Origin of the sequence: Galactobacter valiniphilus (assembly GCF_003575975.1) — a bacterium.
Lineage (GTDB): Bacteria > Actinomycetota > Actinomycetes > Actinomycetales > Micrococcaceae > Galactobacter > Galactobacter valiniphilus.
In genome coordinates this window covers 1-12,683 of sequence record NZ_QQXK01000031.1, presented here as the reverse complement: position 1 = coordinate 12,683, position 12,683 = coordinate 1, and the positions used below count along the sequence as shown (strand labels likewise).

At 70.4% G+C, this 12,683-nt stretch carries 9 protein-coding genes and 1 pseudogene; 7 read left to right on the top strand and 3 right to left on the bottom strand.

Going from position 1 to position 12,683, the window contains the following annotated elements; all coding sequences use genetic code 11:
- Positions 1–53: 53 nt before the first annotated feature.
- Positions 54–1,247 carry an MFS transporter gene (locus tag DWB68_RS13440; protein ID WP_119425635.1) on the top strand — a complete coding sequence of 398 codons (1,194 nt, stop codon included), beginning with the start codon at positions 54–56 and terminating at the stop codon, positions 1,245–1,247.
- A 205-nt stretch (positions 1,248–1,452) separates the two neighbouring features.
- Here the strand turns inward: DWB68_RS13440 and DWB68_RS13435 are convergent, their stop codons facing one another.
- From DWB68_RS13435 to DWB68_RS13425, 3 genes are all read right to left on the bottom strand, one after another.
- The gene (locus DWB68_RS13435; RefSeq protein ID WP_119425634.1) at positions 1,453–3,108 is read right to left on the bottom strand and encodes an amidohydrolase; all 1,656 of its coding nucleotides are present in this window, start codon (positions 3,106–3,108) and stop codon (positions 1,453–1,455) included.
- A gap of 217 nt (positions 3,109–3,325) precedes the next feature.
- Positions 3,326–3,982, bottom strand: a complete 657-nt coding sequence (locus tag DWB68_RS13430; protein WP_147391690.1) for a hypothetical protein — start codon at positions 3,980–3,982, stop codon at positions 3,326–3,328.
- 5 nt (positions 3,983–3,987) lie between these two features.
- Positions 3,988–5,946 carry a primary-amine oxidase gene (locus tag DWB68_RS13425; RefSeq protein ID WP_119425652.1) on the bottom strand — a complete coding sequence of 653 codons (1,959 nt, stop codon included), beginning with the start codon at positions 5,944–5,946 and terminating at the stop codon, positions 3,988–3,990.
- 130 nt (positions 5,947–6,076) lie between these two features.
- On the opposite strand from DWB68_RS13425, the gene DWB68_RS13420 reads away from it, so the two are divergent.
- The 6 genes and pseudogenes from DWB68_RS13420 to DWB68_RS13400 all read left to right on the top strand — a co-directional run bounded on the left by DWB68_RS13420 (position 6,077) and on the right by DWB68_RS13400 (position 12,605).
- Complete coding sequence (locus DWB68_RS13420; protein WP_158588320.1) at positions 6,077–6,727, top strand: TetR/AcrR family transcriptional regulator; 651 nt, start codon at positions 6,077–6,079, stop codon at positions 6,725–6,727.
- A gap of 166 nt (positions 6,728–6,893) precedes the next feature.
- Positions 6,894–7,859: an AraC-like ligand-binding domain-containing protein gene (locus DWB68_RS13415; protein WP_119425631.1), complete on the top strand. Its 966-nt coding sequence runs from the start codon at positions 6,894–6,896 to the stop codon at positions 7,857–7,859.
- Positions 7,860–8,075: 216 nt separating this feature from the next.
- Positions 8,076–9,578, top strand: coding sequence for an APC family permease (locus tag DWB68_RS13410; protein WP_267896975.1), 1,503 nt, complete (start codon positions 8,076–8,078; stop codon positions 9,576–9,578).
- A gap of 358 nt (positions 9,579–9,936) precedes the next feature.
- The gene (locus DWB68_RS13405; protein WP_119425630.1) at positions 9,937–11,370 is read left to right on the top strand and encodes an aldehyde dehydrogenase family protein; all 1,434 of its coding nucleotides are present in this window, start codon (positions 9,937–9,939) and stop codon (positions 11,368–11,370) included.
- A gap of 147 nt (positions 11,371–11,517) precedes the next feature.
- Positions 11,518–12,015, top strand: a pseudogene (locus tag DWB68_RS17200) (IS5 family transposase); the annotation flags it as partial.
- Positions 11,970–12,605, top strand: coding sequence for an IS5 family transposase (locus DWB68_RS13400; RefSeq protein WP_233548814.1), 636 nt, complete (start codon positions 11,970–11,972; stop codon positions 12,603–12,605). The pseudogene DWB68_RS17200 and the gene DWB68_RS13400, both read left to right, overlap by 46 nt.
- The last annotated feature ends 78 nt before the right edge of the window (positions 12,606–12,683 follow it).

The following is a 12,683-nucleotide window of genomic DNA, read 5'->3' as shown; positions in this document are numbered from 1 at the left end:
CGCCAGCCCCCGGCGCGCCGGCGCCCGCCCCCGAACCACCTTGGAGGATCCCCATGACCACCACCGCCAGGTCCGGCGCCGACCTGAAGTTCAACCTCTACATCGCGGCGTTCTCCGCGGTGCTGTATTCAGTGCTGCTCGTGGCGCCCATCGTCACGAGCCAGCTCATGGTCCAGTTCAGCCTCGACGCGTCCTCGGCCGGCCTGCTCGCCTCCGTGGAGCTCGGCTGCTTCTCCCTGGCCACGCTGCCCGCGTATCTCTGGCTGCGCCGCGCGAACATCCGTACCGTGACCATCCTGTGCGGTTCGCTGGTCATCGCCGGCAACGTCCTCTCGGCGCTCATGCCGACGTACGGTCTGCTGCTCCTGATGCGCGGTCTCACGGCGCTCGCGGCCGGCTCGATCACGGTCATCATCCTCTCGCTCTCCGCGAAGACCTCGAAGCCCTCTCGCTCCTACGGCATCTTCATCGTGGCGCAGCTGGGCATGGGCGCGATCATCCTCTTCCTCTTCCCGGCGATCTACGCGGGCAAGCCCGTCGCCGCCGTGTACTTCACGCTCGCAGCGCTCGGCCTGCTGTGCCTGCCCGCCGCGTGGTGTGTCAAGGGCCACGAGCTCTCCGCCGCGGCCAACCCGGTCGAGGCCGTCGCCGCCGGCGCCCGCCGCGTGCTGCCCTTCGCCGCGGCCCTGATCGCCGTGTTCGGCTTCTACGTGGCCCTCGGCGGCGTGTGGACCTTCATGGCCAAGATCGCCGAGACCGGCGGCACCTCGCTCGGCACCGCGTCCACCACGATCGGCGTCGCGACGCTCTTCGGCGTCGCCTCCTCGCTCGTCGGCACGCTCGTGGGCGAGGGCTCCCGCGCCAAGTACTACGTCCTGGGCGGCTACGCGGCCATGGCGGCCTCGATGTTCCTGCTCTTCGGCGCCCCGGGCCTCGTCCGCTTCGCCCTCTCCGCGATCCTCTTCAAGATCGCCTGGTCGTGGCTTCTGCCGTTCCTGCTCGCCGCGGTCTCCCGCGTGGGCGGCGCGCAGGTCATGAACTCGACCAACCTCATGATCGGCTCGGGCCTGGCCGTGGGCCCGATCCTCGCCGGCGCCATCATCGACGCCACGGGCGGCTTCTCCACGATGCTGATCGTGTCGATCGCGATCCTCGCGGTGTCGGTGGCCTGCTCGGTGGTCGTCATGCGCGCCCCCGCCGCCGCCGCGGCGCCCGCCGCCGAGCCGGAGCTCGCCGGGGCTCGCTGAGGTCTCAACCCAACGCCCGACGGCGCGTGGCCAGGTTTCCTGGCCACGCGCCGTCGGGCTGTGTGGGGGGCTGGGGAGGTGCGGGAGGGTGGGTGCCCTGAGTGGCCGCCCCGCCCCGTCCCCGGATCGGAGTGCGAAATGTCGTCAAAACCGCGGTTTTGACGACATTTCGCACTCCGATCAGGGGGGTGGAGGGGGCTCAGTATCAGGCGACGGGTTCGCCGAAGACCTGCTCGCCGCCGAAGAACGTCGCGACGGCGCGCGTGTGGGCGAGCTCCTCGACGGGCACCTCGAAGGGGTCGCGGTCGAGGAAGACGAAGTCGGCGGAGTTGCCAACGCGCAGGCGGCCGGTGACGTCGCCGAGCCCGGTCGCGTCGGCGCTGCGGCTCGTCACGGCCGCGATGGCCTCCTCGCGCGTGATGGCCTGCTCGGGGAAGAGCGTGCCGGGGAACTGCCCGGAGGGATCCTGGCGCGTGACGAGGCCGGCCACCGCGTGCCACGGGTTGGGTGACTCGGACACGGGCCAATCGGAGCCGACCGCGAGGTGTGCGCCTGCGTCCAGCAGCGAGCGGTTCGGGTGGATCCCGGCGAACACCTCCTCGGGCAGCACGGCGTCCAGGGCGTTTGCGATGACGCCGGGGAACCACAGGAACGGGGAGATCTCGGCGACGACGCGCAGCTCGGCCAGGCGCGGGCGGTCCTCGGGCTCCACAAACTGGCCGTGGGCGATGTGCACGGGCACCTCGATGCCCTCGGCGCGCGCGTCGGCCACGGCGTCGAGGACGAGGCGCACGGCGGCGTTGCCCGTGCAGTGGATCTTGATGCCGATCTGGTGCTTCTGGGCCGAGCGCAGCCAGCCGGCCAGCTCGGAGAAGTCAAGCAGCGTGGCGCCGAGGTGGTCGTGGCCGTGCTCGTCGTCGGCCACGTAGGGGGTGAGGAACGCGGCGTTGCGGCTCGGCGGCACGCCGTCCAGGAAGATCTTGGACCACGTGGGGCGGTGGTGGGCGCGCGCGTACTGGGCGGCCTGGCCCAGCAGCTCCTCGCCGACGACCTCGTTGCCGAAGATGTTGTCGTTGATGAGCGAGGAGGAGACGACCCACGCCTTGAGGCGATCCTCGTCGTCCAGCTTGGCCAGACCCTTGAGCGTGTGCAGGCCGGCGGCGGCGTCCTGGAAAGCCACGATGCCGTGCTCGGCGAGCATCTCGATGCCGCGCTCCGAGCAGCGGGCGTGGAACTCGTCGTCCAGCGTGACGGTGGTGAGGCGGTGCTGCTCAACGATCGCGGCGGCCGCCTCGTAGAGCAGGCCGCTCGGGGCGCCGGAGGCATCGCGGATGATCTGCCCGCCGTGCGGGTCCTCGGTCATGTCGAGGATGCCGGCCGCGCGCATGGCCGCGGTGTTGGCCCACTTGTTGTGGTGCGAATCGTCGGTGAGCAGCACGGGGCGATCGCCCGTGACGGCGTCCAGCGCCTTGAGCGGCTCGCCCGTGGCGAGCTCGGCTCCGAGGTTGGAGCCCCAGAGCCCGCCCACGAGCCACTCACCCTCGGGGAGGGTCGTGGCGTACTCGGCGACGGCCTCGATGATCTGTTCCACCGTGGCGGTCGCGGGGAAGGAGAGCTGGAACAGGTCTTCCTTGCCGGCCTCGGCGTGGTGATTGTGGGCGTCAAGGAGGCCCGGGAGGATCGCGGAGGAGTGCTCGACGACGGGCGCCTCGCCCCCCAGCTCGGCGCGGACCTCGGCGAGGGTGCCGACCGCGGCGATGAGGCCGTCGTTGACGCCGATCGCCTCGGCCGTGGGCACCTCCTCGTCCATGGTGTGGATAGTGCCGGTGACGATGTAGGTGGGGGAGAGCGTCGAGCTCATGCGTCCTCCTGCTCCTTGCGGCGGGGGATCCGCCGGGCGTGGATAGCGGGGCGCGCGGCCCCACGGTGATCCATCCCACTCTTTCCGTCTCCGGGCGTTGGCGCTAGGACGTGACTGCACGCGCTTGTTCACCGGTGGCACGCCGAGGCCCCGCGCCGCTCGGTGGGAGCGGGCGGGGCCTCGGTAGGGCGGAGTGAGATGGGGCGGGCTGCGGCGTTCAGGCCCGACGACGCAGGGCCACGGCGCAGAGCGCCGCCACGAGGACCTCGGCCAAGGCCAGGCCCAGCATGGCGGCCCCCATGCCCGACGCCGCGTGGGCGCCGGAGGCGCCCAGCGCCCCACCGTGGTGGGAACCACCGGAGGCCGCGCCGGCACCCAGGAGCCAGGCCACGTGGAGCGCGACCATCGCGGCGCTCATGCCGAGCAACGCCGTAAGCTCGCGGCGGCACGGCGTGACGACGCAGCGCACGGCACACACGGCACACACGAGGCCCATGAGTCCCACCAGGAGCGCGAACAAAGGATCGTGGGCGTGGGCCAGCGAGACCCCGGCGTGCAGCGCGAGCGCGAACAGCGCGGCGACCGAGGCCGCGCGGCCCCAACCCCGCGACGGGGCCGCGGCCCAAGCAAAAGGCGAGCCCGCGCCGTCGTGCAGTGTGCCCGTCGCGGTGACGACCGTCGGCAGCCCAGCCGAGCCCGGGCCGTCGTGCGTCTCATCCCGCACTTTTCGTCGAATCCCGCCCAAAGTGTGCGGGATTGAACGAAAAGTGCGGGACTCGGCGTCGGAGACGGGTTCAACGGAGCCTGGCTCGGCGGAGGCGGGCACGGCCCGCCCCGCGCGGAACGCGGGACGAGCCGTGGACAGCGAGGTCATGAGACTCAGTGCTCGCAGTGGCACTCGCCGCCGGAGCAGCAGCCGTGGGCCTTGACCGGGGCGGGGACGTCCAGGACCGGCGAGCGGTCGAAGAAGCCCTCGGGGCGCAGCTTGAAGCCCACGGTGTCGACGGGCATGATCGGCCAGTCCTCGATGCGCGGGTAGTGCGTCAGGCCGAAGGTGTGCCACACGACGTCCTGCTGGCCGTCGATGTCGCGGTCCGCCTCGATCCACTGGGCGATGCCCTCGACGCCCGGGTTCTGGTTGGCGAAGTCGCCCGTGGGGTACTTCTGCGTCTCGTCGAAGCGCGTGACCCACAGGCCGTGCGTCATGACGTTGGCGCGCTTGGCCACGGAGGACTCGGGGTCTGCGAGCAGCGTGGGCGTGCCCATGGGGTGCAGCTTGAAGGCCACCGGCTCGCCGAGGCGGTTCTTCGACTCCGGGTTGGAGATGACCCAGGAACGGCCGATGCGGCCGTCGGCGTCGCGGACGCCCTCCTTCTCCGTGGAGAGCACGGTGCGCTTGCGCGTGAAGGCGTTGCCGCGCGGGTTGCCCGGGCCCATGGGGACGCGCACGGCGTCCTCCTCCTCCACGCGGGTCACGCCGGAATCCAGCGCGAAGTCGAGGCGCGCGGCGAACTGGTGCTGGTGGAACGGGGCACCCAGGCCGGAAGCCATCTCCGAGTTGTACGTCGGATCGCCCTGGTAGCCGGAGGTGAACACGATGCCCGTGGCCTTGGCCTCGAACTCGATGGTGCCGTCCAGGTAGAGGTACCAGTAGAAGCCGTAGTCGTAGTTGCCGACGGTCGTGAAGATGGAGATCACCAGGCGGCGGTTGCGGCGCGTGTAGTCGATGCCGGTCCACAGATCGGAGTGCTTGGAGAGGATGCTCCAATCCTCCTCGTGCATGCAGATGCCGTTCTTGATGGTGCGCGGGTTGCCGTCGTTGTCGGCGATCGTGGGGGAGAGGTAGGTGATCTCACCCAGGCAGTCGCAGCCGAGCTCGAGGGAGTTGGCGCACTGGCCGATCAGGTACTCGCCCGTGTCGAAGTAGTTCTGCCAGCTGCGCACCGGGTTCGGGTCGCCGTAGGGGACCACCATCTCGGCGATCGAGGCGCGGTTGAGGATGCGGCGGCGGCCCTTGTTCGGGTCGTCGAAGCTGATGTTGTGCAGCACCAGGCCGTCGCGCATGTCGAAGCCCACGTCGAGGCTCCAGCGCTCCCACTCGACGTGGTTGCCGTTTTCAACGGAGAAGGACGGGCCCTCCGGCTGCGTGATGACGATGGGCTTCTGGGTCTCGCGGATCGGGCCCGTGAGCTCCGGATCCGTGTAGTTGCCGTGCTCCTTGGGGATCTCGACGACGCCGAAGTCCAGGACGTTCTCGACCTTGCGGTTGGTGATGTCGACGTAGGCGAGCAGGCCCTCGACCGGGTGCGCCCAGGCGGAGTCCTCGGGGAAGTCCTGCACAAACGCGAGGCCGCGCAGCATGCGGCGGCCCTTCTCGTCCGGGTACTCGTCGGCGTAGACGCCGGCGGAGAGCGGGGCCACACGGACCTTGACCACGTCGAGGCCGCGCTTGGCGAGGGCCTCGAGCCAGCGCTCGTCGGTGGCGAGCAGCTCCTCCACCACGCCGTAGTCCTCGTCCTTGACGGGCAGCTCGCCCGTGGCCGCGGTGTCCAGCTCGCGCACGGACTCGACGACGCCGCGGGTCACGGAGACGATCGCGTCGCGGGAGACGTTGTCCGCGGTGTCCAGGGTCTGGATGCGGAAGCGGCGGTCCACTGGGGCGTCCTCGGCGAGGCCGAAGGCGGGGTCGATGAGGCCGATGTACGCCAGGCGCACGGTCTCAGAGAAGTGGCCGGCCTCGGCGAGCAGGCGGCGGGCCTCGCTCACCTCCTCCGGGGTGGCCAGCGTGTGATGCCCGACGGCGGCGGCGAGGCTGTGCTCGCAGGTGGTCTCAGACATGGTGCTCCGATCCGAGGGAAAAATCGCGAGGAAAAGCGTGACGACGGACACGCTTTTTTCTATGATCGTAGAGAATAGGCGAGTGGCTACGATGTGACAAGCCCCACCTCAGCATGTGAACAGGAGCACCGTGCCCAAGATCGTCGACCACGACGCCCGCCGCCGCGAACTGGTTGAAATCGCCTCGCAGGTGATCGCCAAGAACGGCGTGGAGGGCGCCACGCTGCGCGAGCTCGCCGCCGAGGCCGGCTTCTCCAACGGCGCCATCAAGCCGTACTTCCCCACGAAGGACTCCCTCTTTGAAGCGACCTTCACGCACGTCTTTTCCCGCACCAACGCGCGGATCGAGCGCCGCGTCCGCGGCCTGAGGGGCTGGGACGCCGTGCTCGCCTTCGCCCAAGAGGTGCTGCCCCTGGATGCCGCGGCCCTGGACGAGGCGCGCGTCGTGGTGGCCTACTGGGCGCTCGCGGCGCAGTCCCCGGCGACCGGCCAGCTCATGGTGCAGCAGCAGGCGCAGTGGCGACAGTGGCTCACCGACTGGGTGGCCGAGGCGCTCGCCGCGGGCGAGGTGCGCCAGGGCGTGAGCGTCAGCAACGCCGCCGAGGCGCTCCTGACCTTCTTCGAGGGTGCCCAGATCGTCGGCGTCATCGACCCGGTGGGCGGCTCCGGCCGCTCGCTGCGCGGTCAGCTGGACCAGCTCATCGACGGCTGGGCTGTGTGGGGATCCGGCTCCGACAAGGGGGATGCCGAGGGTGAATCCCGGGACGGCGCCGCGGGCTGAGCGCCGCGGACCGCTCAAGGTGGCCGGCGCAAGACTCACAGCTTTCGGCGGGGTGACTTTTTCTCTCTCCCGGCGTAGATTCTCCAGGTGATCCGGATCACCCCTTGATGAGCTCCCCCGTCTCGAGGCCCGGACCCACGGAGCTTCCAAGGAGAGGAGCGCGTCGATGACGACCACCGCCCAGCCCCGCGCCCGCGAGGAGCACACCCTCGCCGAGTCGGTTGACTTTGAGTCCTTCCAGCGCGCCGCCTCCACGGCCTTCGTGGGCCTGCACGCCGAGGCCATCAGCTCCACCCCCTTCGCCGGGCGCATCCTGGCGCACCGCTACGACGACGTCTCGCTCTCCCGCGTTGACGCCCGCGCACACCGCGTGGTCCGCACCGACGACCTCATCGCGGCCGGCGGCGGCGGTCAGTTCAAGTTCACCCTGCAGCTCTCCGGCCACGGCCTGCTTATCCAGGACGGCCGCGAGACCCTCCTGCGCCCCGGCGACCTCGCCGTCTACGACACCTCCCGCCCGTACTCCCTCACCTTCGAGGAGGAGTGCGGCATCTTCGTGGCTATGGTGCCCCGCGAGCGCCTCGGCGCCACCGCCGAGGACGTCGCCGAGCTGACCGCCCTGCGTCTCGGCGGCGACGGCGGCCTGCTGGACATGGTCGCGCCGACCATGGGCGGCCTCGCGCGCCGCATGGCGCAGATGCCCGGCAACGGCCGCCGCCTCGTCGGCAACACCCTCGAACTCATCGTCACCCTGTGCGACGACGAGGCGCAGCGCCGCCTCGGCGACACCGAATCCGGCCGCCGCGGCACACTGCGCCGTGTGCACCGCTTCATCGAGGACCATCTCGTCGACCCGCGCCTGAGCCCGCAGCTCGTGGCCGACGCGCATTACATGTCCGTCCGCGCGCTCTACAAGCTCTTCGATGACACCGGCAGCACCGTCGCCGCGTGGATCCGCCGCCGCCGCCTCGAGCGCGCCCGTGCCGATCTGCAGGACCCGGCGCAGCGCACCATCCCCGTCGGCGTCGTCGCCGCCCGCTGGGGCCTGCCGGACCCCGCCCACTTCTCGCGGCTCTACCGCGCCGCGTACGGTTGCTCGCCCTCCGAGGAGCGGCGGGCCGAGGCCGCCTGAGGCGGCCCACCGCGTGAGGAATGCCCGACGGCGTGTGGTCACCACACGCCGTCGGGCATTCTGGTCTCCGCTCGCCGCCCGCAAGGCGCGCCGCGGGCGGGAGTCGTCAGGCCGCGCACGCATCGTCAACTGGCGTGCGGGGCAATGACAGACACGGGCCTGTGATCCGGGCCACCCTGGAGTATCCACTCGATTCCCCTGCCTGGAGGTGTAGCTGTGAGCAGCTCTCGCACCGCGGCCCCCGCGACGTCCGGCACGACGTCCGCGGCGCCCCCCAAGATCGGCACGCTGTCGCTGGTCCTCATGATCATCGCCGCGTCCGCGCCCCTCACGGTGGTTGCCGGCGGCACCACCAGTAACTTTGCCGTCACCTCGGTGCTCGGCATCCCGCTGTCCTTCGTGGTTCTGGGTGTGATCCTGGCGCTCTTTGCCGTCGGCTTCTCCGCGCTCTCCTCCAAGGTGCAGACGGCCGGAGCGTTCTACTCCTACGTGGCCCGCGGCCTGGGGCGCGTGCCCGGCGTCGCCGCCGCGTGGGTCGCGATCGTTGCCTACAACGCCATGCAGATCGGCATCTACGGCATGTTCGGCTTCGCCACGGCCGACCTGTTCGCCTCGGTCTTCTCGATCACGGTCCCGTGGTGGGCCTGCGCGCTCGGCGGCTGGGTGATCGTCGGCGTGCTCGGCGTGAACGCCGTTGACCTCTCCGCCAAGGTGCTCGGCATCCTCGTGGCGCTCGAGTTCCTCGTGGTGTTTGTCTACGACTTCATCGCGATCGGCACCGCGCCGGAGGGCATCTCCGCCGCCGGCTTTGCCCCGGGCGAGCTGTTCACGGGCGGCGTCGGCGCCGTCCTGGCCTTCTCCGTCGCCGCGTTCATGGGCTTCGAGTCCGGCGCCATCTACACCGACGAGGTGCGCGATCCCCGCAACACCGTCCGTCGCGCCACCTTCGGCGCCGTGATCGTCATCGCCGTGTTCTACGCCTTCTCCGCGTGGGCCATGGTCATGGGCGAGGGTGCCTCCAAAGTCGTCGAAAACTCCGCGACGAACGGCCCCGGCGTGGTCTTCGCGATGCTCGGCTCCGCGCTGCCCGTGTGGGCCGTGCAGCTGGGCCAGGTGCTCTTCGTGACCTCGCTGCTGGCCGCGCTGGTCTCCTTCCACAACGTGGTCTCGCGCTACCTGCGCTCCCTGGCCCGCGAGGGTGCCCTGCCGTCCTTCCTCGCGACCTCGCGCGGCGTGGGCCGGGCCCCCGTGGCCGGCTCGCTGACCCAGTCGGCGCTCGCCATGGTGGTCCTGCTGATCTTCGCGGTCGCCGGTGCCGGCGCCGAGGACCCGATCATGTTCCCGGTCCTCACGCTCTTCACGTGGCTGACCAACGTGGGTGCCCTGGGCCTGGTGGCCCTCATGGCACTGACGAGCTTCGCCGCCCTCGTGTTCCTGCGCCGCAACCCCGACGGCCACGGCGTCTTCACCCGCGTGGTGGCCCCGCTGATCGCCGGCGTGGCGCTGGGCATCCTGGTGGTCACGATCATCATCCAGTTCCCCGTGCTGGTGGGCCTCGAGCCCGGCAACGTCCTGAACTGGCTGCTGCCGCTCATCGCGCTGCTGCCCGGCGTGATCGGTGCCCTGTGGGCCATGTGGTTGCGCGGCACCTCGCCGGAGCGCTTCGCCCGCATCGGCCACGGCTCCGCCGCCGAGGACGCGGAGGGCGTGGGCCTCTAAGGATCGCCGCCCGCCGGGTCGCTGGCCCGCCCTGCCGCCCGCCCGTAGAAAACATCAACAAAACGACGGGAGAAAAGTCCATGCGACTTTTCTCCCGTCGTTTTGTTGATGCTGGACGCACCTCGGTGGCGCACGACGGCGCGTGGCCCGGACCGTGCGTGCCGCACCACCGCGCGCCTCCCGGTGGTGCGCCGCGCCCAGCGCGGCCGACCCGCCCGAGGTGGGCGCGCGCCGTCGTGCACTCAAAGACAAAGCGCGTGCCGGGATGCCGTGGCCCCGCTCACAAGACCCGAGCATGCTGGAAGGAACGCGGGCGTGAGCCCGCATCCGAAGCAGAACCACGGAAGGACTCACCCGCATGTCCGCTGAAGCCACCACCACGTACCCCACCTCGCAGGAGCTGCGCCAGGCGTTCGGCCTGGCCGAGGCCGGCCGCGAGATCTTCGACCCGGCCACCGGCGAGCTCGTCGGCTTCGTCCCGGCCGTGACCGAGGCCGATGTTGACGCCGCCGTCGAGACGGCCCGCGCCGCGCAGAAGTCCTGGGCCGCGCTGCCGCTGGCTGAGCGCCAGGCCTACATGCTCAAGGCCGCCGACGCCATCGAGGAGCGCGCCGAGGAGCTCGCCGTGCTGCTTTCGCGTGAGCAGGGCAAGCCGCTGAACGGCCCGAACGCTCGCTTCGAGGTCGGTGCCTGCTCGGCGTGGCTGCGCGCCACCGCCTCCTTCGAGCTGGAGCCCGAGGTCCTCTTCGACGACGAGTCCGGCCGCGCCGAGCTGCACTACCGCCCGCTGGGCGTCGTGGGCGCCATCGGCCCGTGGAACTGGCCCATGATGATCGGCATCTGGCAGATCGCCCCGTCGCTGCGCATGGGCAACACGGTCATCGTGAAGCCCTCCGGCTACACGGCCCTGTGCGTCACGGCCATGATCAACGTCATGAACGAGGTCCTCCCGGCCGGCGTGCTGCAGATCGTCGCGGGCGACCGCGTGGTCGGCAACGCCATGACCACCCACGAGGGCATCGACAAGATCATGTTCACGGGCTCCACCCCGGCCGGCAAGGCGATCGTCAAGGCCGCCGCCGACACCCTGAAGCGCACCACCATGGAGCTGGGCGGCAACGACGCCGGCATCGTGCTGGACGACGCCGATCCGGCCGCCATCGCCGCCGACCTCTTCTGGGGCGCGTTCATCAACACGGGCCAGACCTGCGCCGCCCTGAAGCGCCTCTACGTCCCCGAGTCCATCTACGAGCAGGTGTGCGAGGAGCTCGTCAAGGTCGCCCAGGCCTCCCCGATGGGCGTTGGTCTCTCCGAGGAGAACGTCCTCGGCCCGCTGCAGAACAAGGCCCAGTTCACCATCGTCAAGGACCTCGTCCAGGCGGCCAAGGACTCCGGCGCCCGCGTGCTGATCGGCGGAGAGGCCCCGTCCGAGGACGCCGTTGGCTTCTTCTACCCGACCACGCTGATCGCCGACATCGACAACGACAACCCGCTGGTCACCGAGGAGCAGTTCGGCCCGGCCCTGCCGATCATCAAGTACACCGATCTGGAGCAGGCCATCGAGTGGGCCAACGCCCTCGAGGTCGGCCTCGGTTCCTCCGTGTGGTCCTCCAACCGCGAGCGCGCGCTTGAGGTGGCCGCCCGCCTCGAGGCCGGCACCACGTGGATCAACAAGCACGGCGCGATCGACCCGCGCATGCCCTTCGGTGGCGCCAAGCAGTCCGGTTTCGGCCTGGAGTTCGGCGTCGAGGGCCTCAAGCACCTCGGCCAGCCGCACGTGATCAACTTCTGATCGCTTCCGCCCGGCGCCGTGTGAACAGCGGCCCGGGCGGTACGCGGCGGTCCTCCCCTTGGATGTGGGGGAGGGCCCGCCGCAGCTCTCGCCAGAGCACACGACTCGGCGCCCCGTCCATCGTCATGGAGGACGGGGCGCCGCTTGGTGTCCTCGCGGGCTTCGGCGGGCGGTGGCGCTGCCCGACGGCGCGTGGTCGGGTGGGCGGCGGGCCGGGCGTGGGACCGGTCGGGGCACGTTTGGCGGCACAGCACTAGGGCGTGTCTCCCATATGTTTGGTGGGGCTCGCGGGATGCTGGCAGGGTGAGGTCGACGGGTTCGCGGTATCGGGTGTTCACGGATAAGCAGTGGGAGCGGATTGAGCCGCTTCTGCCCTCGAACTCGGGGCGCCGCGGTCACCCGTTCGGTGATAACCGGCGGGTTGTGGAGGGTATCGCCTACCGGTTCCGCACCGGGATTCCGTGGCGTGATCTGCCCCGGGAGCCCTTCGGCCCGTGGCAGACGGTGTGGAAGCGGCACCGTCGGTATGCCGGGGACGGCACGTGGGATCGCGTGCTGAAGCAGATCCTCGCCGAGGCTGACGCGGCCGGGAAGATCGATTGGGCTGTGTCGATCGACGCGACGATCGCGCGTGCGCATCAGCACGCGACGAACACGACTCGCCCCGAGCAGGACACAGGGGGGCAGGATCGAATCACAAGAATCTGCCCTGGCACGAGATTGAGCCACCCGGTCACGGCATCGGTCGCTCCCGTGGTGGCCTGACAACGAAGATCCATCAGGCCGTCGACGGGCACGGCAGGCCGTTGGCGATGATTGTCACCGGCGGGCAGCGCAACGACGGCGCGATGCTCACACAGGTCCTCGCTGAGATCCACGTTCCCCGAATCGGTATTGGCCGACCGCGCACCCGACCCGATGCGGTGATCGCAGACCGCGCGTATGCGACCGGTGTGATCCGCAGCGAACTACGCCGCCGCAGGATCAAGGCCGTGATCCCCGACAAGCGCGACCAAGCGGCCGCACGCAAGCGACGCGGCCGGCGTGGCGGCAGACCGCCCGGCCTCGATGCCGACGCCTACAAGGGCCGCAACGTCGTCGAGCGTTTCTTCGCCCTCGCCAAGCAATGGCGCGGGATCGCCACCCGGTTCGACAAACTCGCGATCACCTACCGCGCCGGCGTCACCCTCTGCGCCGTCCTCAACTGGACACGCCTATTGGGAGACACGCCCTAGGTGTTCTTCCCACTGACGTTGTGGACGCGATCGATGGGTGAGAGGCCTCCGATGCCGGTGTGGGGTCGGTGATGATTG